We start from the raw sequence: 25,082 nt of genomic DNA, 5'->3' as shown, positions 1-25,082 counted from the left end.
ATGAGCGAACGAATCCTGTCATTGGCCAGCCTGACCGTGCTGGAGCTGTCGCCGCCGCAGATGGTTGAAGTGGCGGCGCGCGCCGGTTACAGCCATGTCGGCTTGCGTCTGGAGCCGGCAACGCCTGAGGAATATCACTTCCCGTTGGTAGCCGATGGCGACTTGCGTCGTCGGACAATGGCGCAGTTACGTGATACCGGTGTGCGTGTGCTCGACGTGGAAATTCTGCGTCTGAAACCGCAAACCGTCGTGGCCGATTTCGAGAAACTGCTGACGGTCGGCGCGGAGTTTGGTGCGACTGAGTTGCTGGTGGCCGGTAACGACCCTGACGAGCAGCGGCTCACCGATAACTTCACGGCACTCTGCGATCTGGCGGCGCCGTATGGGTTGCATCCGCATCTGGAATTCATGCCCTGGACGGATGCACGCAATCTCGAGCAAGCGCTGCGCATTGTCGAGAACGCGGATCGCGAAAATGCAGCAGTGCTGGTCGATGCGTTCCACTTTGATCGTTCGGCGTCACGGTTGCAGGATCTGGCAGGGGTGCCAGCGTCGCGCCTGCGTTATGCGCAATTATGCGATGTCGCGGGACCGAGACCGTCAGACATGGCCGAGATCTTGCGTCAGGCGCGCAACGAGCGGCGGTTTCCCGGCGAAGGCGATTGCGACCTGCTCGGGTTGCTGAAAGCGCTGCCGGCTAATATCCCACTGAGCCTGGAAATTCCCACGGTTAAACTGCTGGAGCAGGGCGTGAGTGGATTGCAGCGGGCGCAGATGGCGATTGATAAAACTCGAGCGTTGTTGGCGCGACTGTAAGCGGCGCTGCGCACCTGTTCGCGGGCAAGCCTTGCTCCTACGGGGTTTACCCAACCCCTGTAGGAGCAAGGCTTGCCCGCGAAGCTTTTGATCTTTTTCGGCACCACAAGGAAACCCAATGACCATCAGCACCCCACTCTCCGGTGTAAACAAACCCTTCAAGGGGATTTTGCTGATCGTTGCCGCGACCTTCCTGTTTTCCAGCCATGACGCGTTGTCGAAATACCTCTCCGGGTTCTACCCGATCATCATGGTGGTCTGGGCCCGATATCTGGTTCACACCTTGTTGATGGCCGGGATTTTTCTGCCGCAATCCGGGTTGCGTGTCCTACGCACCAAACGACCATTGCTGCAGTTGGCGCGGGCGTTGTGTCTGCTGGGTACCAGCCTGTTTTTCACCACCGGTTTGTTGTACATACCCCTGGCCGAAGCCACGGCAGTCAACTTTCTTGCGCCGGTGTTGGTCACTGCGCTGTCGGTGCCGCTGCTCAAGGAGCACGTCACCCGTGGCCAATGGATCGCGGTGATTTGCGGTTTTATCGGCGTGCTGATCATCATCCACCCCGGCGGCGAACTGTTCACCCCGGCGGTGTTGTTGCCGTTCTGCTCGGCGATGTTTTTCTGCTTCTATCAGTTGCTCACTCGCAAGCTCAGCCAGATCGACAGCCCGACCACCAGCAACTTCTTCGCCGGGTTGTGCAACACCCTGGTGATGAGCGCGCTGGTGCCGTTCTTCTGGCAGTTGCCAAGCCTCGGTCATGGGTTGTTGATGCTGGCGCTGGGGAGTTGCGGGATGACCGCGCATTTGTTCCTGACCCAGGCGTTCCGTTACGCCGCACCGGCATTGCTGGCGCCGTTTGGTTATTGTCAGATTGTGTTTGCCGGGCTGCTGGGCTGGCTGCTGTTTTCTCACACGCCGACCCTGACCACGGTGGTCGGGATCGCGGTGATTTGTTGCAGCGGGTTGGCGGCTGCGTGGCAGCAAAGCAGAAAACACAAACCTTTGTAGGAGCTGACGAGTGAAACGAGGCTGCGATCTTTTGATCTTCAGCATCAAGATCAAAAGATCGCAGCGTGCCGCAGCTCCTACAGGGTTTAGTCGGTAACGGCAGGAATCTTGCGCGGTGCCATGAAGTACATCCAGATCAGCGCGATGAAGTACATCGCCGGAATCATGGTGAACAGCACCGTGTAGTTGTTGTTGGTCACCGTCAGGATGTGCCCGACCAACTGCGTCATGAACATGCCGCCGATGGCCGCGCACATGCCGCCGAAGCCGAACACCGTGCTCATCATGTGTTTGGGCGTGTAGTCCATCACCAGGCTCCAGATGTTCGCAGTCCAGGCCTGGTGCGCACCAATGGCCAGGGAGATGGCGAACACCGCGACCCACAAGTTGCTGGAACCCGCCGCCATGATCACGCCGATGATGCAGCAGGCGAACAGGAACATCGACATCAGTCGCGCCTTGATCGGGTTGACTCCACGGCCGATCAGGAAAGAGGACAGAATCCCGCCACCGACGCTGCCGAAGTCCGCCGTCAGGTAAATGATGATCAGCGGGATGCCCATCTGGGTCACGTTGATGCCCAGGTTGTATTGCTGATTGAGGAACGGTGGCAGCCAGTAAAGGTAAAACCAGAACACCGGCGCGGTCATCGAGTAGGCGAGGGCGAAGGCCCAGGTGCCACGCATGCGCAGGATTTTCGAGAACGGGACGCGGGATTGTTCCGGCTCGACTTCCTTCTGGATGTAATCCAGTTCCGACTGTTTAACGCTCGGGTGATCTTCAGGGTTGAAGTACTTCAAACCCCAGAACACCAACCAGATCCCGCCCAGTGCCGACATGCACAGGAACGCCGCTTGCCAGCCCCACGCGTGAAGAATCAGCGGCAACAGCATCGGCGTGAACATCGCGCCGACGTTGGTCCCGGCGTTGAAGATGCCGGTGGCCACGGCGCGCTCGCCCGCCGGGAACCACAACCGGGTGGTTTTCACACAGGCCGGGTAGTTCGCCGCCTCGGTCAAACCAAGAATAAACCTACAGACCATGAAGCCTGCGGCCGACGTGGCCAGGCCATGGGCGCCGGTGGCCAGGCTCCAGAGCAGTACCGCGCAGAAGAACACGCGCTTGACGCCGACCCGGTCGATCAACCGGCCTTGCAGCACGAAGCCAATGGCGTAGCCGACCTGAAACCAGAAGTTGATGTTGGCGTAGTCCATCGCCGTCCAGCTCATTTCCTTGGCCAGGATCGGTTGCATGACGCCCAGTGCGGCGCGGTCGATGTAGTTCAGAGTGGTGGCGAAAAATACCAGCGCCAGCATGCCCCAACGGGTTTTGCCGACCGCCATGGCGCCGCGGATCTTGTCGCCGATGCCGCTGCTGGCAGGAGTCATGGAGGAACGCTCCATGGGAGAGCTTTGAGAAGGAGTCATGTAGGCCACCCGATTATTTTTATGTGGTGTTCTAGGTCTTTGGTAACCGAGACCGATGGTTTGTGACCGGTCTCAATGTGCAGCAGATGTTGGGCAGTGGACGAAAAGTCGTCAATTCGCCAAGGGCCATTGTGTTCGATAATCGCCCGCAAAACTAACCGGGTAGTACACTTTAAATTGCTGTGCGGGATACTGCAGCCAATAATTTACCCCAAGAAAAACGCGATCCCTGTAGGAGCTCCTACAGATAGCAGCGCGTGCAATGCCTCTAACAAGATGATCTCCACCCACCGGGAGTCGATATATGCAGCGTTCCATTGCCACTGTTTCCTTGAGCGGTACCCTGCCGGAAAAACTTGAAGCCATCGCCGCCGCCGGGTTTGACGGGGTGGAGATTTTCGAGAATGACCTTCTCTACTACGACGGCAGTCCCCGTGAAATTAAACAGATGTGCGCCGATCTCGGGATCGCCATCACGCTGTTTCAACCCTTCCGGGATTTCGAAGGTTGCCGCCGCGATCGTTTGCCGCGCAATCTGGAACGGGCAGAACGCAAGTTCGACCTGATGCAGGAACTCGGCACCGATCTGGTGCTGGTCTGCAGCAACGCTTCGGCTGACTCCCTCGGCGATGAACACATCCTGGTGGATGACTTGCGTTTGCTGGCCGAGCGGGCCGGTGCTCGTGGCTTGCGAATCGGTTACGAAGCCCTGGCTTGGGGCCGTCACGTTAATACTTATCAACAGGTGTGGAACATCGTTCGCCAAGCTGATCACCCGAGCCTCGGTGTGTTGCTGGACAGCTTTCACACGCTCTCGCTCAAGGGCGATCCGAGCGCCATCGCCGAGATTCCGGGCGACAAGATTTTCTTCGTGCAAATGGCCGACGCGCCGATCCTGGCCATGGATGTGTTGGAGTGGAGTCGGCATTTCCGCTGTTTCCCCGGCCAGGGCGAATTTGATCTGGCAGGTTTCCTCGCACCGATTATCAAGAGTGGCTACACCGGGCCGCTGTCGCTGGAGATCTTCAACGACGGCTTTCGCGCCGCGCCGCCACGGGCTAACGCCGCCGACGGTTTGCGCTCGTTGCTGTACCTGGAAGAGAAAACCCGCCAGCGTCTGGCCCAGGAAGCCAAGCCTGTGGCCAACGTCGATATCCTGTTCGAGACCCCCAAGGCCAGCGAGTACAACGGCATCGAGTTTCTTGAGTTTGCGGTAGATGAAAGCCTCGGCGCCAAGCTTTCGCACTGGCTGGAGCGGCTGGGTTTCGTCAAGGCCGGGCAACATCGCTCCAAGAGCGTCAGCCTGATGCGCCAGGGCGATATCAACCTGATTCTGAACTCCGAACCGTACTCCTTCGCCCACAGCTTTTTCGAAGCCCACGGCCCGTCGTTATGCGCAACGGCAGTGCGGGTCAAGGACAGCGCCAGTGCCCTGGCGCGTGCCGTGGCCTACAAGGGCCAGCCCTATCGCGGGCTGGTCGGCCCCAACGAACTTGAGCTGGCGGCGGTGCGCGCACCGGACGGTAGCCTGATTTATCTGGTGGACGAGGAGGCCGATGTCTACGGCACCGATTTCAATCTGCAACCAGTGGCGACGGCCAGCGGCGGCCTCAAGCGCATCGATCACATGGCGATGGCGTTGCCGGCGGACAGCCTCGACAGTTGGGTGCTGTTCTATAAAAGCCTGCTGGATTTTGAGGCAGACGACGAAGTGGTGCTGCCCGATCCGTACGGCTTGGTGAAGAGCCGGGCGCTGCGTAGCCGTGACAGTTCGATCCGCTTGCCGCTGAACATTTCCGAGAACCGCAACACCGCGATCTCACACGCACTGTCGAGTTATCGCGGTTCCGGGGTGCATCACATTGCCTTCGATTGCGACGACATCTTTGCCGAAGTCAGCCGCGCGAAAGAGGCGGGCGTGCCGCTGCTGGATATCCCGCTCAACTACTACGACGACCTCGCCGCGCGGTTCGATTTTGACGACGAGTTCCTCAGCGAACTGGCCTACTTCAACGTGCTCTACGACCGTGATGCCCAAGGTGGCGAGTTGTTCCATGTGTACACCGAGCCATTCGAAGGGCGGTTCTTCTTCGAGATCATTCAGCGCAAAAATGGCTACGCCGGTTACGGTGCAGCCAACGTCGCGGTGCGTCTGGCTGCGATGGCAAAATCCCGAAGTGGTGCCGTACGTCAGGCAAAGTTGTAGGAAAATCGTAAACATGGCGTTAAACCGCAGCCGTGCGGCTTCCTTCACTGTGCGGCGCGGCCCATAATCGCCAGCTTGTGCAGTAATGGCCGTGAGCCCGCAATGACAATAACTTCAGAACTCCCCGTTGCCACCGACGAACCGCTTGTCGAGCCTCGCAAGAGTCGCAAGAACAACCCGGAAAAGACCCGCGAAAACATCCTTCAAGAAGCGATTGTCGAGTTCGTCCAGCAAGGACTTTCCGGCGCTCGCGTCGATGCAATCGCCGAGCGTATCCACACCTCCAAGCGCATGATCTATTACTACTTCGGCAGTAAGGAACAGCTCTATATCGAGGTGCTGGAAAAGCTTTACGGGGATATCCGCAGCACGGAAAACCGTCTGCACCTGGCCGAACTGGCGCCGGTGGAGGCGATTCGCCGACTGGTGGAGTTCACCTTTGATCACCATGATCGCAACGTCGATTTCGTGCGGATCGTCAGCATTGAAAACATTCACAACGCCGAATACGTGAAGCGCTCCGATGCGATCAAGGCGATGAACAACACCATTCTTGATTCACTGGGCGAGATTTTGCTTCGCGGGGCTGAAGCGGGTGTTTTTCGTTCCGGCGTCAATGCGCTCGACGTGCATTTGTTGATCAGCTCGTTCTGCTTCTATCGAGTGTCGAACCGCCATACGTTTGGTGAGATTTTTCAGATTGATCTGCCGGATGAAAGCGTCAAACAGCGTCATCGGGAGATGATTTGCGAGTCGGTTTTGCGATACCTGCAGGCCTGACCTGTGGCGAGGGAGCTTGCTCCCGCTGGGCTGCGAAGCAGCCCCTTCCGATCTATCACCCATTCATGCTTTGAAAGTGCGCCAGCATCCGCTGCGCATCCGGCACCACACCACTGAACAATTCAAACGCCTTCACCGCCTGAAACACCGCCATGTTGCCGCCATCCAGCGTCCGGCAACCCAAGGCGCGGGCGCTGCGCAGCAGTTCGGTTTCCAGCGGGAAGTAAACGATCTCCGCCACCCACATTTCAGCTCTCAACAGCTCCACCGGCACTGGCGTGCCTGGCAGTTTTTTCATGCCCATGGGCGTGGTATTCACCAGGCCGTCGGCCACGGCCAGGGTGCTCGCCAGATCGTGCCCTGCCACCGCCCGCCTTTCACCGAAATGCTGATTGAGGTTGTTCGCCAGCGCCTGCGCCCGGCTGTCATCCACGTCGAAAATGCTCAATTGCCGGACGCCTTCGCTCAGTAGCGCGTGAGCCACCGCCGCGCCCGCGCCACCGGCGCCCATTTGGACGACACGTTCACGGGCGACGTCCTTCAACCCCCGGCGAAAACCTTCGGCAAATCCCAGGCAATCGGTGTTGTGGCCGATGCGTTTGCCGTCCTTGAGCACCACCGTGTTGACCGCGCCAATGCCTCGGGCTTCCGCAGACAATTCGTCGAGTAACGGAATGATGGCCTGCTTGCACGGAAAGGTGATGTTCAGCCCGGTAAAGTTCATACGCTCGGCGGCCATCAGCAGGTCGGGCAGGGCGTTGAAATCAAGCTTCAGTTGGTCGAGGTCGATCAAGCGATAGAGGTAACGCAGTCCTTGGGCATCGCCTTCATGTTCGTGCAGCGCCGGCGTGCGAGAGGCCTGGATGCCAGCGCCGATCAGACCGGCGAGTACCACGGTGTTCTGTGTCATGGCGCTTATCCCTTCAAACGTTGGCTGAAATGCTCCAGCGCCAAGCGATAACCGTGGCTGCCGAAACCTGCCATAACAGCCGTGGCGATGGCCGAGACAAAGGAGTGGTGACGGAACGGTTCGCGGGCGTGGACGTTGGACAGGTGAACTTCGATCACCGGTAGTTCGCTGGCCACCAAGGCGTCGCGAATCGCCACCGAGGTGTGCGTCCATGCCGCCGGGTTGATGATAATCCCGGCGCAGCGGCCGCGGGCAGCGTGAATCCAGTCGAGCAATTCGCCTTCGTGGTTGGTCTGGCGAAACTCCACCGCCAGGCCGAACTCCTCGGCCGCACGACCGCACAACGCGGAAATGTCGGCCAGGGTTTCGTGGCCATAGATCGCCGGTTCACGGGTGCCAAGCAGGTTCAGGTTCGGGCCGTTGAGCACCAGAACGATAGGGGGCATGGGTGACTCTCCACTTATTATTTTTGGCATGGCTGTCAGTTTCAGCCTGTGGAGATAAATTGTACTAGTCGGTTACTTTGGTCAAATGAACAAAAATGGCCGTGGCGTTTTATGTTCGGTGATCGCACACAAGTAATATTCGCGTTGCGCTTGGATCGAGATGTGACGACAGCTTTGCTTACGGTTTTTCCCGAAAACTGTGCCACTCACCGACCGCTTCGACGCTAGCCTTGACTGCGGTGGGAGGCCTGGTCGAGCTGTTCACCAGTCGTCGGATTTGAACGGGATATCAAATCCTGAAACTTATTAACCTAACGGATGGGTTAGCATGCGGGTGTGCAGTTACAAAGGATTGTCGATTGTCGTCATGCTGCGAGATGAGCATTGCCCGCCACATGTTCACGTGAACGCAGGCGCCTGGAATGCCCGGTTGCAGTTTAGTTTCTGGCATAACGATATTGAGGTCTGGGATGTCGCTCCGCTCTCTTGTCGACCGCCGCTGGCCGTGCTGGAAGGCTTGTGCCAATCCCTTGAACAGCCCGCTCATCTGCGACGGGCCCGTAGGATTTGGTGGTCGAGATTACAAACCGTCTGTCTCGACAATAAATTGTGGGACAACCACTCAAACCAGGTGCTGGGGATGAAAGTCGTCACTCACACAACTTACAGAGTCGGTTCGGCACGTTATGAGCCGGAAGGGGACAAGACCTTTCTGACCTTGATAGGCGCATTGGAGGGAGTCGAAATCAATTTATGAACATCATCAAGGCAAAGCCTTCCGCACGTAGGCCATTGACGGAAGAAACGATCGATGCAGCAATCAAACGCGGGGAAGCAAACCGCGCCAGCAGCTTGCAGGCTGTCTCTGTAACCTATGAAAAACCATCTTTGGTCATTCGTTTTGAAGACGGCAGCGGCGTGTTGCTGCCGGTGAATCGCTATCCTGAGTTCAACGGATTCGATGCACAGGATTATGCGAACCTGACGATAGGATTCGCGGGCACTGCACTTTGCCACGAGGGCAAAGACCTCGATGTTTCCATCGCCGGACTGATCTCGGCGAGTCCGTCACTGATGGCGATGGCGGCTTCGGTAGTCGCTTCGCGCAACGGTCGTCAAAGCAGTGCTGCAAAGTCTGAAGCAGCACGGGCCAATGGCAAGAAGGGCGGACGTCCGCGCAAAATCGACCCCGCTGTGTGATCGTCCACAAAAAAGCCGTCATCAAGACGGCTGATTTGTATCTGGCACCTGCTATCAACGGCGGGTCAACAACACCCCGGATTCCATGTGATGCGTCCACGGAAACTGGTCGAACATCGCGCATTGGGTAATGCGGTGTGTGTCGTGCAACTGGGCGATGTTGGCCGCCAGGGTTTCCGGGTTGCAGGAGATGTAAAGGATGTTGTCGAAGCGTCGGGTCAGTTCGCAGGTGTCCGGGTCCATGCCGGCGCGCGGCGGGTCGACAAACACGCTGCCGAATTCGTAGCTCTTGAGGTCGATGCCGTGCAGGCGTCGGAACGGCCGCACTTCGTTCAAGGCTTCGGTCAGCTCTTCGGCGGACAAGCGCACCAAAGTGACGTTATCCACAGCGTTTTCGCTGAGGTTGCTCAACGCAGCATTGACCGAGGCTTTGCTGATTTCGGTGGCCAGCACTTTACGCACGCGAGTGGCGAGCGGCAGGGTGAAGTTGCCGTTACCGCAATACAACTCCAGCAAATCGTCAGTGCGATCGCCGAGAGCGTCATAAGCCCAGTTGAGCATCTTCTGGTTCACGGTGCCGTTAGGCTGGGTGAACGCGCCTTCCGGCTGACGGTAACTGAAGGTGCGACCGCCGACTTCCATCTGCTCGACCACGTAATCCTGGCCGATGACTTCGCGCTTGCCCTTGGAGCGACCGATGATGCTGACGTTCAAGTCCGCCGCCAGCTTCGACGCGGCGGTGTGCCAGTGCTCGTCCAGCGGGCGGTGGTAACACAGCGTGATCATCGCATCACCGGCCAGCGTGGTCAGGAACTCCACCTGGAACAGCTTGTGGCTCAGAGCCGCGCTGGCTTTCCACGCGGCTTTGAGTTGCGGCATCAATTCATTGATGCGCAGGCTGGCAATCGGGAACTCTTCGATCAGGATCGGCGTGCGCTTGTCTTCCTGGGAAAACATCGCGTAGTGACGCTCGCCGCCTTCGCGCCACAGGCGAAACTCCGCGCGCAGGCGGAAGTTCTTCAGTGGCGAGTCGAATACTGCAGGTTCTGGCGCGCCAAACGGGGCCAGCAGGTCACGCAAACGCGTGACCTTTTCTTCGAGCTGAGCGGCGTAGGCCTGGGAATCAAAAGTCATGCGTTGAACCAACCCAACTTGATCACAAACAGAATCGACAGAATCACCAGCGCCGGGTTCAGCTCACGAGCGCGCCCCGACAGCAACTTGATCACGGTCCAGGAAATGAAACCGAAGGCGATGCCGTTGGCGATGGAATAGGTGAACGGCATCGCTAGGGCGGTGACCACGACCGGTGCGGCGACGGTGATGTCGTCCCAGTCTATTTCGGCCAGACCGGATGTCATCAGTACGGCGACGAACAGCAGTGCCGGAGCGGTGGCAAACGCCGGAATGCTGGCGGCCAATGGCGAGAAGAACAGCGCCAGCAGGAACAGGATTGCGACCACGACGGCGGTCAGGCCGGTGCGGCCACCGGCACTGACGCCGGCTGCGGATTCGATGTAGCTGGTGGTGGTCGAAGTGCCCAGCAGCGAACCGGCCATGGCTGCGGTGCTGTCAGCGATCAGTGCGCGACCCATCTTCGGCATGTGGCCGTCCTTGCCCATCAGGCCGGCGCGTTTGGCAACGCCGATCAGCGTGCCAGAGTTGTCGAACAGGTCGACGAACAGGAAGGCAAAAATCACGCTGACCAGGCCGATGTCCAGTGCGCCCTTGATGTCCAGTTGCAGGAACGTCGGGGCCAGCGAAGGTGGCATCGACATCACGCCGCCGAACGGGGTGACGCCCAGTGCGATGGAGGCGACGGTCACGACCAGGATGCCGATCAGTACCGCGCCGCGAACCTTCAGAGCTTCGAGGGCAACGATCAGGGCAAAACCCAGGGTCGCGAGGATCGGTGCCGGTTGTTTCAAGTCACCTAGGCCGACCATGGTTGCCGGGTTGCTGACCACGATGCCGGCGTTGTGCAGGGCGATCAGTGCCAGGAACAGACCGATACCGGCGGCAATCGCCGAGCGCAGGGGCAACGGGATGCTGTTGATGATCCATTCACGGATGCGGAAGATCGACAGCAGGAAGAACAGCACCGCCGAGATAAACACCGCCCCCAGCGCCACTTGCCAGGTATGGCCCATGTGCAGGACCACGGTGTAAGTGAAGAACGCGTTCAGGCCCATGCCCGGCGCGAGCGCGATCGGGTAGTTGGCGATCAGGCCCATCACCGTCGAGCCGATGGCAGCGGCCAGGCAGGTGGCGACAAACACCGCGCCTTTGTCCATGCCAGTCTCGCCGAGGATGCTCGGGTTGACGAACAGAATGTAGGCCATGGCCAGGAAGGTCGTGACGCCCGCAAGAATCTCGGTGCGCACGTTGGTGTTGTGTGCCTTGAGTTGAAACAGCCTTTCCAGCATGTCTGCTCCCCGTGGCGCGCATGGCGCCGTGAATGTATCGACCTCAACAGCAAAGCACAGACCGTCGCAAGCGCCTGGAAAATTGTAGTGGGCCGGAAAAAGCCGCGCATCATACCAGCAGCGTGAGGAATATGGCGGTTGTTGGTGTCGATCGTCGGCGAAGTTTTGCGCCGGGGCCAACTGCGCCATACTGCGCGCAGTTTTTTCTAAGGATGTGGATCGCATGAGCAAGCGCTGGATGACGGCTTTCGGATTAATCGCCGGGCTGATGACTGGAGCCTCTGCTGCGTTCGCGGCATCGGCGCCGCCATTGACCCAAGTGAAAGTGATCAAGGTGCAATCGTCGGCCTGCGGCCTGGAAGACATTGCCGATAACCAGCCGCAAACCCAGTGCAATCACAGCGGACCGAGCATCAAGGTCTACGTGCTGGAGGTTGGCTATGGCCAGAGCCAGCCACAAGCGACATTGGACGGCTTCGAAGTGAATGGCACGCGATCCCCGGTATGCGCCTTCGATAACGGCAACCTGACCGAATGCAACCCCGGCAGTAAAACCGTTGGTTCTCTCTATACGTTCGATCTGGCAGGCAAGCAGGAAGGGACGTTCACCTTCAGCAACACCTCGATCAACGCACCGGGCAACACGGTATCGACGCAGCTTTACATCAAGTAACGACCAGGCGCGAACAAGGGTCCTTAAAGCTGACTAAGCTTTAAGGACCCTCCTGTGGACCGTGCCCATGACCTTTAGAGCTCTGATTACCCTCGCCGAGGGCATCGATGACCTGCAATGCGTGACCCTGGTCGACGTGCTGCGCCGCGCCAAGGTCGAAGTGGTGGTGGCCAGCATCGAAGGCCGACGCATGCTCACCTGTGCCCGTGGCACCCGCGTGACCGCCGATGCAATGCTGGTGGATTTGCTGGCCCAGCCGTTCGACCTGATCGCCCTGCCCGGCGGTGCCGTGGGCGCGCAACATCTGGCGGCCCATCAACCCCTGGAACAACTGATCAAGGATCAGGCTGCCGCCGGGCGCCTGTTCGCCGGCATCGCAGAAGCGCCGGCGCTGGCGCTGCAAGCCTTTGGTGTTTTGCGTCAGCGGCGTATGACCTGTTTGCCCACGGTCAGCAATCAACTGTCGGGCTGCACCTTCGTCGATCAACCCGTGGTGGTGGACGGCAATTGCATCACCGCCCAAGGCTCGGGCGCCGCGTTGCCCTTTGCGCTGGCACTGGTGGAGCAACTTTGCGGTAAGGCTTTGCGGGCGAAGGTGGCGGTGGAGTTGGTTATCTGAAGAGGGTCAAACCTTCGCCTCTTCCACCGCCATGTGCATGCGGTCGCGGTTGGCCAGGGTCGGGAACAGTTTGATCCAGGTCCCGGTCACCACCAGCGTGCCGATGCCGCCCATGACCACGGCGGGCACGGTGCCGAACCAGTGGGCGGTCAGGCCGGATTCGAATTCGCCCAACTGGTTTGAAGCGCCGATGAACAGTCCGTTTACGGCGCTGACCCGGCCGCGCATTTCGTCCGGGGTTTCCAGTTGCACGAAGGAGGCGCGGATCACCATGCTGATCATGTCCGCCGCGCCCAGCACCACCAGCACCGCCAGGGAAAACCAGAACGAGGTGGACAGGCCGAAGGCGATGGTCGCGACGCCGAAGATGCCCACGGCGGTGAACATCACGCGCCCGACCTTACGCTCCACGGCAAATCGCGCCAGGAACAGTGACATCAACAACGCTCCCACCGCTGGCGCCGAGCGTAGCAGGCCCAGGCCCCAGGGGCCGGTCAGCAGAATATCTTTGGCAAACACCGGCAGCAGCGCCGTAGCGCCACCCAGCAGCACGGCGAACAGGTCCAGGGAAATCGCCCCGAGGATGTCCGGGCGACTGCGAATGAAGCGGATACCGGCCAGCAGCGAATCCATCGTCGCCTTGCCCTTGTTCAGCGGCGTTTGCCGGGCTGGCAGGTTGAGCATCAACGAGCAGGCGATGAGGTACAGAACCACCGTTGGGCCATAGACCCAGACGCTGCCGAAGGCGTAAAGCAAACCGCCGAGTGCTGGCGCGACGATGGTGGCCGATTGTTGCGCCGATTGTGCGGCGGCCACGGCCCGAGGGAACAACGCGCTGGGCACGATGCTCGGCAGCAGGGCCTGAGTGGTCGGCATCTCGAAGGACCGGGCGGCACCGAGCAGGAACGCAAGGATGAAGATCATCTCCCGTGTGACGTGATCAGTGGCGCTGCCAATGGCCAGGGACAGGGCGATCAAGGCTTGCAGGAACTGGCAGATCGCCGCGACCTTGCGCCGGTCATAGCGGTCCGCAACATGCCCGGTGTGCAGCATGAACAGCACCCGCGGGGCGAACTCGACCAAACCCACCAGGCCCAGGTCCAGCACACTGCCGGTCAATTGATACAGATTCCAGCCGATCGCCACTGTCAGCATCTGAAAACCGCTGGCGGTAAATACCCGTGCCAGCCAGAACGCAATGAAAGGACGGTGATGGCGTAACAGCAGGGGCGCTTGGCTGGGCATCTGAAGGCAGGTCTTGAGCGAGGGGAAGGTCGAGGTTATCACCAAGCTGTAACAAGAAGTTACGCTGACAAAAATTTTAGGTAGCTAGACATCGATCTCCAAAACACAGCGTTGTTTCCCTGTGGCGAGGGGGCTTGCCCCCGTTGGGCTGCGAAGCGGCCCTAAATCCTGACACCTCATTCCTATTGGCAAAACCGCATCAATCAGTTTGCGACTGCTGCGCAGCCGAACGGGGGCAAGCCCCCTCGCCACAGTAAGCATTCTCAATTCAGGGAATGTGTTGCGACTGATTACCAACGTTATGAGGCAACCTGTCACGCGTCAAAAGACCACACCGTCTATCGTCAAAAATGGGACTACTCTTTTAACGTTGCTTGATCCAGATCAATACCCCTCATGGAATTGATCCGGCGGCCAAACGGCCAGACTCCCTACGTTGTGATGATTTTAAAAAAAGAACGAATTGGAATTCGCCACACTCCATATCCGTGGGGGCAGAGTGGGTGCAGGGTCACAAGCCCTTCAGCCTGTATTACCTGACAGAGGAAGACTTATGTTCGGTTTGGAGGCGCTTGATCTCGCCCGGATGCAGTTCGCGTTCACCATCTCGTTCCACATCCTGTTCCCGGCCATCACCATTGGCCTGGCGAGTTACCTGGCGGTACTCGAAGGCCTGTGGTTGAAAACCCACAACGACACCTACCGCGATCTGTACCACTTCTGGTCGAAGATCTTTGCCGTGAACTTCGGCATGGGCGTGGTCTCCGGGCTGGTCATGGCCTATCAGTTCGGCACCAACTGGAGCCGTTTCTCGGACTTCGCCGGTGCTGTCACCGGGCCGCTGCTGACCTATGAAGTGCTCACAGCCTTCTTCCTCGAAGCCGGTTTCCTCGGCGTCATGCTGTTCGGCTGGAACAAGGTCGGGCGCAACCTGCACTTTTTCTCCACCGTCATGGTGGCCATTGGCACGCTGATCTCAACCTTCTGGATTCTCGCGTCCAACAGCTGGATGCAGACGCCACAAGGCTTTGAAATCATCGACGGTCGAGTGATTCCGGTGGACTGGCTGGCGGTGATCTTCAACCCGTCGTTCCCGTACCGCCTGATGCACATGGCCACGGCAGCATTTGTAGCGACAGCATTCTTCGTCGGTTCCTCGGCGGCGTGGCACTTGCTGCGCGGCAAAGACAACCCGGCGATTCGCACCATGCTCTCGATGGCCATGTGGATGGCATTGATTGTGGCGCCGATCCAGGCGGTCATTGGCGACTTCCACGGTCTCAATACCCTTGAGCATCAGCCGGCGAAAATCGCGGCAATCGAAGGTCACTGGGAAAACGTCGGTAATGAACCGACCCCGCTGATCCTGTTCGGCTGGCCGGACATGAAAGCCGAGAAGACCAAGTTTGCCGTAGAAATTCCATACCTGGGCAGCCTGATCCTGACGCACTCCCTGGACAAACAGGTGCCGGCGCTCAAGGACTTCCCGCCTGAAGACCGGCCGAATTCGACCATCGTTTTCTGGTCGTTCCGGGTCATGGTCGGCCTGGGCTTCCTGATGATCTTCACCGGTTTGTGGAGCCTGTGGCTGCGCAAGCGCGACAAGCTGTATACCTCGCGTCCGTTCCTTTACCTGGCGTTGTGGATGGGCCCGTCTGGCCTGATCGCGATTCTCGCCGGTTGGTTCACCACTGAAATCGGTCGTCAGCCGTGGGTGGTCTACGGGTTGATGCGCACGGCCGATGCGTCCTCCAATCACAGCTTCGTGCAGATGAGCATCACGCTGGTGCTGTTCGTTGTGGTGTATTTCGCGCTGTTCGGCGCCGGCCTCGGCTACATGATGCGCCTGGTGCGCAAAGGGCCGAAGATCGACGAAGGCAAGGAAACCAACGACGGTGGTCCTGGCCAGAAACGCACGCCGTCCCGTCCGCTGTCCGCCGCTGACGATAACGGCGACAGTGATCACAGCCCCAGCCTGACCAAGGAGATTTGAACATGGGTATCGATCTTCCGCTGATCTGGGCCGTGATCATCATCTTCGGCATCATGATGTACGTGGTCATGGACGGTTTCGACCTGGGGATCGGGATTCTCTTCCCGTTCATCCCGGGCAAGACCGACCGCGACGTGATGATGAACACCGTCGCGCCCGTCTGGGACGGTAACGAAACCTGGCTGGTACTGGGCGGCGCGGCATTGTTCGGCGCCTTTCCTCTGGCCTATTCGGTGGTGCTGTCGGCGTTGTACCTGCCGTTGATCCTGATGCTGATCGGGCTGATCTTCCGCGGTGTGGCGTTCGAGTTCCGCTTCAAGGCCAAGGACGACAAGCGCCACCTCTGGGACAAGGCCTTTATCGGTGGTTCCATCACGGCGACCTTCTTCCAGGGTGTGGCGTTGGGTGCATTCATTGATGGCATTCCAGTGGTCAATCGCCAGTTCGCCGGCGGTTCACTGGATTGGCTGACGCCGTTCACCCTGTTCTGCGGCCTGGCGCTGGTGGTGGCTTACGCACTGCTTGGCTGCACTTGGCTGATCATGAAAACCGAAGGCAAGTTACAAGAACAGATGCACAACCTGGCGCGGCCGTTGGCGTTCGTAGTATTGGCGGTGATCGGTATCATCAGCATCTGGACCCCGCTGGCCCATGCCGAGATCGCGGCACGCTGGTTTACGCTGCCGAACCTGTTCTGGTTCCTGCCGGTGCCGATCCTGGTATTGGTGACCATGTACGGTCTGATCCGCGCGGTGGCCCGCAATGCGCACTACACACCGTTCCTGCTGACCCTGGTGTTGATCTTCCTCGGTTACAGCGGCTTGGGCATCAGCCTGTGGCCAAACATCGTGCCGCCGTCGATCTCGATCTGGGACGCCGCCGCACCGCCGCAAAGCCAGGGCTTCATGCTGGTGGGTACGCTGTTCATCATTCCGTTCATCCTGGGCTACACCTTCTGGAGCTACTACGTGTTCCGCGGCAAGGTCACCCATGAAGATGGTTACCACTAGCCCCACCCTGTAGGAGCAAAACTTGCTCGCGATGGCGTCCTCACCGGCGCCATCAACTTCAAGAGAGGATTGAGACATGTCCACAAAACCTACCCTGCACGACATTGAACAGGCCGAAAAAAAGCCGCTGTGGCAGCGGCTCGGATGGCTGGCAATGATCTGGACCGGCAGCGTCGTGGTGCTGTTCATCGCGGCCAGCCTGATGCGGATGTTCATGAACGCCGCAGGCTTGACCACTCACTGAAACACCCGAGATTCCCATCCCGTTGCCTTGCGGCACGGATTCATAACCCTCCTGATGGAGGGTTTTTTTTAGCCCGCGTTATTTACGGGCCTTGAGGATCACGAATTTCGGTGTGGCCGCCACTTGCTCGACGCCGCGGAACAACCGCGCGAGCTTGCTGTGATAACCCAGGTGACGATTGCCGACGATGTACAACGCGCCGCCGACCACCAGCGCCTCGCGAGCCTGCTGGAACATCCGCCAAGCCAGAAAGTCGCCAACCACTTGCTGCTGGTGAAACGGCGGATTGCACAGCACGACGTCCAGGGACTGCGGTTCCTGCCCGGCCAGGCCATCGCCAGCCCGCACGATCACATCGCGTGCACCCAGTGCCGCGCGCCAGTTTTCGCTGGCCGATTGCACCGCCATGAACGATTCGTCCACCAGCGTGTAGTGAGCTTCGGGGTTTTGCAGGGCGCTGGCGATGGCCAGCACGCCGTTACCGCAACCGAGATCGGCCACTCGCGCCGCGCCGAGGTTTTTCGGCAGATGCGGCAGAAACGCTCGCGTGCCGATATCCAGCCCTTCGCGACAAAACACGTTGGCGTGGTTGAGCAGTTCGATTGCCGGCTCGTCGAGCAGGTAGCGGGACGGGTAGGGCGAGACGGAGGGCGCTTTGGCTTCTGGGGTCGCGATCAACAGCCGGGCTTTCTTCACCGCCAATGAGGCCTGGACCGGGCCGATGTAGCGCTCCAGCAAGTCCCCGGCGGCGCGAGGCAGGTGTTTGACCATCGCCGCTGCAATCACCTGGGCACCCGGCGCCAGTTGGCCTTGCAGGCGAATCAATTGCTCTTCCAGCAACGCGAGGGTTTTCGGCACCCGGATCAACACCCGGTCAAACGGCCCGACGAACGCTTCATTGGCCGGCACGCTGGGCACCGCGTCGAACGCCTGGCCATTGCGGATCAGATTCTTTTCCAACCCTTGAAATGCGAGGAACGAGTCGCTGCTGCTGGTGACCTGAACCTTGCCTCCCAAACTAGCCGCCAGTGCGCCAAAACTGTCGTTGAGCACCAGCACTCGCGTGTTCGCCGCCGGCAGTTGCGCGGCCAGATGATTGAGCAGGTATTCGTCGGCGGCATCAAACGCTTGCAGCGGTTCGTTCTGCTGTTCGGGCTGGCGGATCAGGTCGAGTTGGGCGAAGGCTGTTTCGAGCAAGGGCATGGGGCGGGGGCTCTGGATAATCAACGGATGTCCCGCGGCCCTGGCGTCGTGCGGCGGAACCGACCGAGTGGAAAGCAGCGCCGAACGTCGACGTTATCACTCAGGAAGGTCACAAATGGTACGTTTTTTTCGCTGTAAATACTTTCAGTTTTTCAGTTGGGTACGATGCCGGGCGTTTAGATGATTCCGGCCCGGGCAGCGGCAATCACCGCGGAAATCTTGTTGCAGACGTTGAGTTTCAACATGATGTTTTGCACGTGGTAGTTCACCGTACGCTCGCTGAGGCTGAGAATCCGTGAGATCTCATAAGCGGTTTTTCCAGAGGCAGAAAACTGCAGCACCTCCAACTCGCGCCGAGACAAATGGGCGAGTTTTGATTTCGGTGCCGTGGCTGGCAGGGTGCTGATGAACAGCTCGGTCAAACGGCTGGTAACAAAATGCATGTAACCCACATGCTCATAAAGCTCCAGCGGACTGACCTCGCAATTTTTTCTTGCCAGGCTCAGGGTGCTGCGTACCGCTTTTTCCTCATTATGAAAAGACTGCGACCAACCGTATCGAAGCCCTTCTTGCTGCAGGGCCCGCCAAAGGTTGGGCGCATGGGCGTAGGCGGTTTGGCTCCATACGAAAGGCAGCATCGAATTTTTACAGTGGGCGATGACCGGATCGGCTTCGTGGTCATTGTCCTGCTCGTGTGCACGCTTCCATATGTTGGAGTAGTTGTTGATTTCCAACGTTTTAAAATGCGGTTGGTGATGCGTCGAGGCAACCGTGACAGCGCAAAAGTTGAAACCAATGTTCTTCGAGAAATTCTCCAAAATCGGATAGGCAGTGTCTATTCCTATTGCAAACGTCAGCTGCCTTAACTGCGATTCCTTCCACAATTCCATTTTCGAGTACTCCGTGAGTGTATTGCGTTGAGGCGCTGGATCCAATCCGCACGAAGCGAGTGTAGGACTATTCCTACAAGTGGTCTGATTTTTTTGCTCTTTATAAGTGGGTTTATTTAGATAAAACGTTATTAGCGGGTTTATCGCTTATATGAGAGATAACATTTCAATTGACTAATGTTCTTGTTGGTTAGTTGTGAATTTAATACGTCTTGTCATAGTCAGGTGAGTCGTTGCGTAATACCACTACAAAATGGCGGTTTTAACCTGCACTTCTTTGCGAGAGACTAGGGCACCGCAAAATGGAGTGCCCCATGACCGCCAGCGCAGAAAAATTCACGCGCCAGACCCTGCTCGACGTCCAGTCCCTGACCCCGAGTCTCTTTACCCTGCGCACAACCCGAGACGCGGGCTTTCGATTTCGTGCCGGGCAATTCGCTCGATTAGGCGTCACCAAGCCCGATGGCAGCACGGTGTGGCGCGCCTATTCCATGGTCTCTTCGCCCCATGACGAATTTCTGGAGTTCTTTTCCATTGTCGTGCCCGGCGGGGAATTCACCAGCGAGTTGAGCCGTCTGGAAGTGGGCGACACGTTGATGGTGGAGCGACAGGCCACGGGCTATCTGACCCTGGATCGTTTCGTCGATGGTCGTGATCTCTGGTTGCTATCCACCGGCACAGGCGTGGCACCGTTCTTGTCGATCCTGCAGGATTTCGAGGTGTGGGAAAAATTCGAGCGAATTATTCTGGTGTACAGCGCGCGCGAAGGTCGTGAACTGGCCTATCAGGCTCTGATCGCGGGGCTGGCGCAGCGTGACTACCTGGCCGAATATGCCCACAAACTGCGTTTTATCCCCACAGTCACGCGCGAGCAGCCCGCGGGCGTGCTGAATGGACGGATCACCACCCTGATAGAAAATGGCGAACTGGAGCGGGCGGCGGGGCTGGAACTGACGCCCGAGCACTCGCGAGTAATGATCTGCGGCAATCCACAGATGATCGATGACACCCGCAAATTGCTCAAACAGCGTGACATGAACCTGAGCCTCAGCCGACGACCGGGGCAGGTGGCAGTAGAGAACTACTGGTAAAAAAACGGCGCCCCGAAGGCGCCGTTTTTTAGTGCAATACAGCCTTCAAGGCCGAGTGTTCTGAGCCTTGAGCAGATCGCGGATCTCGCTCAGCAGCTCTTCTTCCTTGGTCGGAACCGGCGGCAGGGTTGGTGCTACGGCCTCTTCGCGCTTCAGACGGTTGATGGCTTTGACGCCCATGAAGATCGCGAACGCGACGATCACGAAGTCGATCATGCTCTGGATGAATTTGCCGTACGCCATCACCACCGCGGGTACGCTGCCATTAGCAGCCTTGAGGGTAATGGCCAAATCACTGAAGTCCACCCCACCGATCAGCAGGCCAATAGGCGGCATGACCACATCGCCGACGAACGACGAGACGATCTTGCCGAAGGCTGCGCCGATGATGATACCGACGGCCATGTCGACCACATTGCCTTTGACCGCGAAGGCCTTGAACTCGTTAAGCACGCCCATAGGTTATTTCCTTGTTACAGATGAGGTTGGTGAGCGCAGTGTAAATCAGCAAAACACATCCTGCTCGACACAACTGCTTACATGACTTGCCTGCTATCGACCTCCTTATTGGCAGAAAGTTTACAAAAGGCCATCATTCGCGCGCGGTTTACCCGCTCTAGACCGGGCTTTCCAGCACCTTTTCGCTATCGCCCCGGTTTGGCATTTCTATTTAGGTTTTGGGCTGTCGGTCACTAGCCTCTGTTGAGCGCACCTGGATGCGCTTTATAAAATCAGAGGAAACTCCTATGACAACTTCCCTTGGCCTTGGGGCTTTTCCCCATCGCCGCGCCTTGGGCGTTTTGACCGCCAGCGTGCTGTCCTTTTCCGTGAGTGCCGCGACCCTGACCCGCGATAACGGCGCCGCCGTCGGTGACAACCAGAACTCGCAAACCGCCGGTGCCACAGGCCCAGTGCTGCTGCAAGACGTGCAACTGATCCAGAAACTCCAGCGTTTCGACCGTGAACGGATTCCCGAGCGTGTGGTGCACGCCCGTGGTACCGGCGCCCATGGCACGTTCACCGTGACGGACGACGTCAGCGATCTGACCAAGGCCAAAGTCTTCGCCGGCGGCCAGAGCACGCCAGTGTTTGTGCGCTTCTCGGCGGTGGTGCATGGCAACCATTCCCCGGAAACCCTGCGCGACCCACGTGGTTTCGCCACCAAGTTCTACACCGCAGACGGCAACTGGGACCTGGTGGGCAACAACTTCCCGACCTTTTTCATCCGAGACGCCATCAAGTTTTCGGACATGGTCCATGCCTTCAAACCGGACCCGCGCACCAACCTTGATGACGATTCTCGTCGTTTTGACTTCTTCTCCCATGTCCCGGAAGCCACCCGCACACTGACCGAGTTGTATTCCAACTCGGGAACACCGGCCAGTTATCGGGAAATGGATGGTAACGGTGTGCACGCCTACAAGTTGGTGAATGCCAAAGGCGAAGTGCACTACGTGAAATTCCACTGGAAAAGTTTACAGGGGATTAATAATCTCGATCCGAAAGCGGTCACCAAAGTTCAAGGTCAAGACTACAGTCATATGACAAATGACTTGGTCACTCATATCAATAAGGGTGACTTTCCAAAGTGGGACTTGTACATCCAAGTTATAAATCCGCAAGATCTGTACAAGTTTGATTTCGATCCTTTGGATGCCACCAAAATCTGGCCAGGTATTCCTGAACGAAAAGTAGGACAAATGGTGTTGAACCGTAATCCGGCCAATGTATTCCAGGAAACCGAACAAGTTGCCATGGCACCGGCCAATCTGGTTCCCGGAATAGAGCCTTCGGAAGATCGTTTGTTACAAGGTCGAGTGTTCTCGTATGCCGATACGCAAATGTATCGTCTTGGGCCTAATGCGCTGCAACTGCCGATCAATGTGCCAAAGGTTGCCGTGAACAACGGTAATCAGGATGGCGCCATGAACAGCGGTGCCAGCAGCACCGGTGTGAACTATCAGCCAAGCCGATTGCTGCCCCGTGAAGAACCGCAAACCGCCCGCTATAGCCAGTCGGCCCTGTCGGGTAGCACCCAGCAGGCGAAGATCCAGCATGAGCAGAACTTCAAGCAGGCCGGCGATCTGTATCGCTCGTTCAGCGAGAAGGAGCGCCAGGACCTGATCGACAGCTTCGGCGGCTCGCTGGCCAGCACGGACGACGAGAGCAAGCACATCATGCTGTCCTTCCTCTATAAGGCCGACCCGGAATACGGGACCGGCGTGACCAAGGTCGCCAAGGGTGACCTGGCTCGGGTCAAGGCACTGGCGGCCAAATTGGTCGACTGATCTTGTTTGCCTGAAAAGCGGGGCCTCATTCGAGGTCCCGTCTGACCAAGGAGCCTTCCCATGCGTTTCTATCTCTCCCTGTTTCTGGCAGCACTGTCGTTCAGTGTGTTTGCCGGGCCGACGGCAGAGGTCTCGAAAGACCCTGCCGTATTGAAAACCCAATTGCAGGATTACTACTTCGATGCCGCCCGTCGTGGCGATGTACCGATGCTCAATACCTTTATCGAGGCCGGTTACTCCCTCGATACACGCGACAGCAAGGGTTACACCGCGCTGATTCTGGCGGCCTATCACGGCCAGACCGCCGCTGTGGACCGCTTGCTGGCGGCTGGCGCCGATGCCTGCGCTCAGGACCAACGTGGCAACACGGCATTGATGGGCGCCATCTTCAAAGGCGAAGTGCAGATCGCCCGAACCCTGCTGGCGGCCAATTGCAGTCCCGATCAGCGTAACGGCGCTGGCCAGACTGCAGCGATGTACGCCGGGTTATTCAACCGTGTCGAGCTGCTGGATGCGCTCAAGGCCAAGGGGGCCGACCTCAACGCCGAAGATCCGCTGGGTAACAGCGCCGCGCGTCTGGCCAGTGGTGAAATCCGCAACGCGGTGCCGCGCTGATCCGGTCCAGCTGAGCTATCATCGCGGTTTTTGCCGGGAGTTCAGATGGCCAAGGCCAAGCGCATGTACGGCTGCACCGAGTGCGGCTCAACCTTCCCCAAGTGGGCTGGCCAATGCGGCGAGTGCGGGGCCTGGAATACACTGACTGAAACCATGGTCGAGAGCGGCGGCGCTGCGGCGCCTAGCGGTCGCACCGGCTGGACCGGCCAGCAGGCGCAGATCAGGACCCTGGCGGAAGTCAGCGTCGAAGAGATACCGCGTTTTTCCACAGCCTCCAGTGAACTCGATCGGGTCTTGGGCGGAGGCCTGGTGGACGGCTCGGTGGTGTTGATTGGCGGTGATCCTGGCATCGGCAAGTCGACCATTCTGTTGCAAACCTTGTGTAACCTCGCCAAGAGCATGCCGGCGCTGTACGTCACCGGTGAAGAATCCCAGCAGCAAGTGGCCATGCGCGCCCGTCGCCTCGGCTTACCCCAAGACAAACTGCGGGTGATGACCGAAACCTGCATCGAAACCATCATCGCCACGGCCCGGCAGGAAAAGCCCAAGGTCATGGTGATCGACTCGATCCAGACGATTTTCACCGAGCAACTGCAATCGGCGCCGGGTGGCGTTTCCCAGGTTCGCGAAAGTGCGGCGCTGCTGGTGCGCTATGCCAAGCAAAGCGGCACGGCGATTTTCCTGGTGGGCCACGTTACCAAGGAAGGCGCATTGGCCGGTCCGCGGGTCTTGGAACACATGGTTGATACCGTGCTGTATTTCGAAGGCGAGTCGGATGGTCGGTTGCGTCTGCTGCGGGCGGTGAAAAACCGTTTCGGCGCGGTGAACGAGCTGGGCGTATTCGGCATGACTGACAAGGGTCTGAAAGAAGTCTCCAACCCCTCGGCGATTTTTCTCACCCGTGCTCAGGAAGAAGTCCCGGGCAGTGTGGTCATGGCGACGTGGGAAGGTACCCGGCCAATGCTGGTTGAAGTACAGGCGCTGGTCGATGACAGTCATCTGGCGAATCCACGTCGGGTTACTCTGGGGCTGGACCAGAACCGGTTGGCGATGTTGCTGGCAGTGCTGCACCGTCACGGCGGCATTCCGACCCACGATCAGGATGTGTTCCTCAACGTGGTCGGCGGGGTCAAAGTGCTGGAAACCGCCTCTGACCTGGCGCTGATGGCGGCGGTGATGTCGAGCCTGCGTAACAAACCGCTGCCCCATGATCTGCTGGTGTTTGGCGAAGTCGGTTTGTCAGGTGAAGTGCGTCCGGTACCGAGCGGTCAGGAACGCCTGAAAGAGGCTGCAAAGCACGGCTTCAAGCGCGCCATCGTGCCCAAAGGCAACGCACCGAAAGAAGCACCGCCGGGGTTGCAGATTATTGCCGTGACCCGCCTGGAACAGGCGCTCGACGCACTGTTCGAGTAACCGAACGCTTCAACTGAACAAACACAACCCCTGTAGGAGCTGCCGAAGGGGTGATCAGATTTCGATCAGCGCACCCAGTTCACGTTCCAGTTCCTCGGGATCGCCCAGGTTGAATTCAATCAACCGCCGCAAGCGCTCGATGGATTCCAGGCTGATGTGTTTGCAGACGAAGCCCAATTGGCCATGGTCATCGTGGGTCAGCATCATATCCATCTTGATCGCGACTTCAGGCGTCAGATGAATATCGACGCAAAAGTGATGCTCCCGATTGCCCAGCCACGGCTCGGGCTTCTCGACCAGCAGCCCCTTGAGCGACAGATCAATCAACTTCACCTGCCATATGTATTCGTCCTGGCGCAGCTCGGTTCGGGCATCGAACGCAATACGTTTGAAGCGGCGGCGATTGGCAGGGTGGTCGCTCATGGCGCAATCCTCATAAAGGTTCGCTGACTATAGACCTGCATCGCCACGGGCTGCCAGCGCAGAGCATGCGCTAGACCAATGTCGGGGTATGGTCTTTGCCGTCAGGAGAGCTAAACTCGGGGTGGCTGTCTTTCTTGTCCACCCTGGCTGGAATA

25 protein-coding genes are annotated in these 25,082 nt (G+C 58.6%); 15 read left to right on the top strand and 10 right to left on the bottom strand.

Features of this window, described 5'->3' with window-relative positions:
• Together JFT87_RS00650 and JFT87_RS00645 are read left to right on the top strand one after the other, a co-directional pair.
• The gene (locus JFT87_RS00650; RefSeq protein ID WP_201198112.1) at positions 1–816 is read left to right on the top strand and encodes a sugar phosphate isomerase/epimerase family protein; all 816 of its coding nucleotides are present in this window, start codon (positions 1–3) and stop codon (positions 814–816) included.
• Between the two features lie 118 nt (positions 817–934).
• Positions 935–1,825, top strand: coding sequence for a DMT family transporter (locus JFT87_RS00645; protein WP_201198111.1), 891 nt, complete (start codon positions 935–937; stop codon positions 1,823–1,825).
• 86 nt (positions 1,826–1,911) lie between these two features.
• On the opposite strand, the gene JFT87_RS00640 is transcribed toward JFT87_RS00645, so the two are convergent.
• A complete protein-coding gene (locus tag JFT87_RS00640; RefSeq protein WP_242486356.1) occupies positions 1,912–3,228 on the bottom strand; it encodes an MFS transporter in 1,317 nt (438 codons plus the stop codon).
• Positions 3,229–3,556: 328 nt separating this feature from the next.
• Here JFT87_RS00640 and quiC point away from each other — a divergent pair, with 328 nt between their 5' ends.
• Both quiC and JFT87_RS00630 read left to right on the top strand, forming a co-directional pair.
• Positions 3,557–5,458 (top strand): 3-dehydroshikimate dehydratase QuiC, encoded by a 1,902-nt coding sequence (quiC, locus tag JFT87_RS00635; RefSeq protein WP_201198109.1) that lies wholly within the window; start codon positions 3,557–3,559, stop codon positions 5,456–5,458.
• A gap of 102 nt (positions 5,459–5,560) precedes the next feature.
• Positions 5,561–6,238: a TetR family transcriptional regulator gene (locus JFT87_RS00630; RefSeq protein WP_201198108.1), complete on the top strand. Its 678-nt coding sequence runs from the start codon at positions 5,561–5,563 to the stop codon at positions 6,236–6,238.
• A 55-nt stretch (positions 6,239–6,293) separates the two neighbouring features.
• Here the strand turns inward: JFT87_RS00630 and JFT87_RS00625 are convergent, their stop codons facing one another.
• Together JFT87_RS00625 and aroQ are read right to left on the bottom strand one after the other, a co-directional pair.
• Complete coding sequence (locus JFT87_RS00625; protein ID WP_201198107.1) at positions 6,294–7,148, bottom strand: shikimate dehydrogenase; 855 nt, start codon at positions 7,146–7,148, stop codon at positions 6,294–6,296.
• Between the two features lie 5 nt (positions 7,149–7,153).
• On the bottom strand, positions 7,154–7,594 hold the full coding sequence (aroQ, locus tag JFT87_RS00620; RefSeq protein ID WP_201198106.1) for a type II 3-dehydroquinate dehydratase: 441 nt from the start codon (positions 7,592–7,594) through the stop codon (positions 7,154–7,156).
• A gap of 328 nt (positions 7,595–7,922) precedes the next feature.
• Between aroQ and JFT87_RS00615 the strand changes: the two genes are divergently transcribed.
• Both JFT87_RS00615 and JFT87_RS00610 read left to right on the top strand, forming a co-directional pair.
• Complete coding sequence (locus JFT87_RS00615) at positions 7,923–8,351, top strand: DUF4160 domain-containing protein (RefSeq protein WP_201198105.1); 429 nt, start codon at positions 7,923–7,925, stop codon at positions 8,349–8,351.
• Positions 8,348–8,794 carry a DUF2442 domain-containing protein gene (locus JFT87_RS00610; RefSeq protein ID WP_201198104.1) on the top strand — a complete coding sequence of 149 codons (447 nt, stop codon included), beginning with the start codon at positions 8,348–8,350 and terminating at the stop codon, positions 8,792–8,794. Before JFT87_RS00615 ends, JFT87_RS00610 begins: the two co-directional genes overlap by 4 nt.
• 54 nt (positions 8,795–8,848) lie before the next feature.
• Here the strand turns inward: JFT87_RS00610 and trmA are convergent, their stop codons facing one another.
• Both trmA and JFT87_RS00600 read right to left on the bottom strand, forming a co-directional pair.
• Entirely contained in the window at positions 8,849–9,928 is a 1,080-nt protein-coding gene (trmA, locus tag JFT87_RS00605) for a tRNA (uridine(54)-C5)-methyltransferase TrmA (RefSeq protein WP_201198103.1), read from the bottom strand.
• Positions 9,925–11,220, bottom strand: coding sequence for an NCS2 family permease (locus JFT87_RS00600; RefSeq protein WP_201198102.1), 1,296 nt, complete (start codon positions 11,218–11,220; stop codon positions 9,925–9,927). Before JFT87_RS00600 ends, trmA begins: the two co-directional genes overlap by 4 nt.
• A gap of 223 nt (positions 11,221–11,443) precedes the next feature.
• Between JFT87_RS00600 and JFT87_RS00595 the strand changes: the two genes are divergently transcribed.
• Together JFT87_RS00595 and JFT87_RS00590 are read left to right on the top strand one after the other, a co-directional pair.
• Complete coding sequence (locus JFT87_RS00595; protein WP_201198101.1) at positions 11,444–11,893, top strand: DUF4879 domain-containing protein; 450 nt, start codon at positions 11,444–11,446, stop codon at positions 11,891–11,893.
• A 67-nt stretch (positions 11,894–11,960) separates the two neighbouring features.
• Positions 11,961–12,512 (top strand): DJ-1 family glyoxalase III, encoded by a 552-nt coding sequence (locus tag JFT87_RS00590; RefSeq protein WP_201198100.1) that lies wholly within the window; start codon positions 11,961–11,963, stop codon positions 12,510–12,512.
• Between the two features lie 6 nt (positions 12,513–12,518).
• Here JFT87_RS00590 and JFT87_RS00585 read toward each other — a convergent pair whose 3' ends face one another.
• Positions 12,519–13,757 (bottom strand): MFS transporter, encoded by a 1,239-nt coding sequence (locus JFT87_RS00585; RefSeq protein ID WP_201198099.1) that lies wholly within the window; start codon positions 13,755–13,757, stop codon positions 12,519–12,521.
• Positions 13,758–14,310: 553 nt separating this feature from the next.
• Between JFT87_RS00585 and JFT87_RS00580 the strand changes: the two genes are divergently transcribed.
• The 3 genes from JFT87_RS00580 to JFT87_RS00570 all read left to right on the top strand — a co-directional run bounded on the left by JFT87_RS00580 (position 14,311) and on the right by JFT87_RS00570 (position 17,004).
• Positions 14,311–15,750 (top strand): cytochrome ubiquinol oxidase subunit I, encoded by a 1,440-nt coding sequence (locus JFT87_RS00580; protein ID WP_201198098.1) that lies wholly within the window; start codon positions 14,311–14,313, stop codon positions 15,748–15,750.
• A 2-nt stretch (positions 15,751–15,752) separates the two neighbouring features.
• Complete coding sequence (gene cydB, locus JFT87_RS00575) at positions 15,753–16,760, top strand: cytochrome d ubiquinol oxidase subunit II (RefSeq protein WP_201198097.1); 1,008 nt, start codon at positions 15,753–15,755, stop codon at positions 16,758–16,760.
• Between the two features lie 76 nt (positions 16,761–16,836).
• Complete coding sequence (locus JFT87_RS00570) at positions 16,837–17,004, top strand: DUF2474 domain-containing protein (protein ID WP_201198096.1); 168 nt, start codon at positions 16,837–16,839, stop codon at positions 17,002–17,004.
• A 78-nt stretch (positions 17,005–17,082) separates the two neighbouring features.
• Here JFT87_RS00570 and JFT87_RS00565 read toward each other — a convergent pair whose 3' ends face one another.
• Both JFT87_RS00565 and JFT87_RS00560 read right to left on the bottom strand, forming a co-directional pair.
• On the bottom strand, positions 17,083–18,207 hold the full coding sequence (locus JFT87_RS00565; RefSeq protein ID WP_201198095.1) for a methyltransferase: 1,125 nt from the start codon (positions 18,205–18,207) through the stop codon (positions 17,083–17,085).
• Positions 18,208–18,383: 176 nt separating this feature from the next.
• Positions 18,384–19,097, bottom strand: a complete 714-nt coding sequence (locus JFT87_RS00560; protein WP_201198094.1) for an autoinducer binding domain-containing protein — start codon at positions 19,095–19,097, stop codon at positions 18,384–18,386.
• A 314-nt stretch (positions 19,098–19,411) separates the two neighbouring features.
• Between JFT87_RS00560 and JFT87_RS00555 the strand changes: the two genes are divergently transcribed.
• Positions 19,412–20,188: a ferredoxin--NADP reductase gene (locus JFT87_RS00555; protein WP_201198093.1), complete on the top strand. Its 777-nt coding sequence runs from the start codon at positions 19,412–19,414 to the stop codon at positions 20,186–20,188.
• A gap of 45 nt (positions 20,189–20,233) precedes the next feature.
• On the opposite strand, the gene mscL is transcribed toward JFT87_RS00555, so the two are convergent.
• A complete protein-coding gene (gene mscL, locus JFT87_RS00550) occupies positions 20,234–20,647 on the bottom strand; it encodes a large-conductance mechanosensitive channel protein MscL (protein WP_201198092.1) in 414 nt (137 codons plus the stop codon).
• A gap of 287 nt (positions 20,648–20,934) precedes the next feature.
• On the opposite strand from mscL, the gene JFT87_RS00545 reads away from it, so the two are divergent.
• The 3 genes from JFT87_RS00545 to radA are packed head-to-tail and all read left to right on the top strand — an operon-like array spanning position 20,935 to position 24,504.
• Positions 20,935–22,476, top strand: a complete 1,542-nt coding sequence (locus JFT87_RS00545; RefSeq protein ID WP_201198091.1) for a catalase — start codon at positions 20,935–20,937, stop codon at positions 22,474–22,476.
• Between the two features lie 60 nt (positions 22,477–22,536).
• Positions 22,537–23,091, top strand: coding sequence for an ankyrin repeat domain-containing protein (locus JFT87_RS00540; protein WP_201198090.1), 555 nt, complete (start codon positions 22,537–22,539; stop codon positions 23,089–23,091).
• Positions 23,092–23,136: 45 nt separating this feature from the next.
• A complete protein-coding gene (gene radA / locus JFT87_RS00535; protein WP_123404825.1) occupies positions 23,137–24,504 on the top strand; it encodes a DNA repair protein RadA in 1,368 nt (455 codons plus the stop codon).
• A 54-nt stretch (positions 24,505–24,558) separates the two neighbouring features.
• Here radA and JFT87_RS00530 read toward each other — a convergent pair whose 3' ends face one another.
• Positions 24,559–24,927 carry a PilZ domain-containing protein gene (locus tag JFT87_RS00530; RefSeq protein WP_201198089.1) on the bottom strand — a complete coding sequence of 123 codons (369 nt, stop codon included), beginning with the start codon at positions 24,925–24,927 and terminating at the stop codon, positions 24,559–24,561.
• Positions 24,928–25,082: the final 155 nt, after the last annotated feature.

The sequence above is a fragment of the Pseudomonas sp. TH15 genome, from assembly GCF_016651105.1.
Classification (GTDB): domain Bacteria; phylum Pseudomonadota; class Gammaproteobacteria; order Pseudomonadales; family Pseudomonadaceae; genus Aquipseudomonas.
Note: the sequence above shows the minus strand (reverse complement) of the source record. Positions and strands in the feature narration are given on the sequence as shown.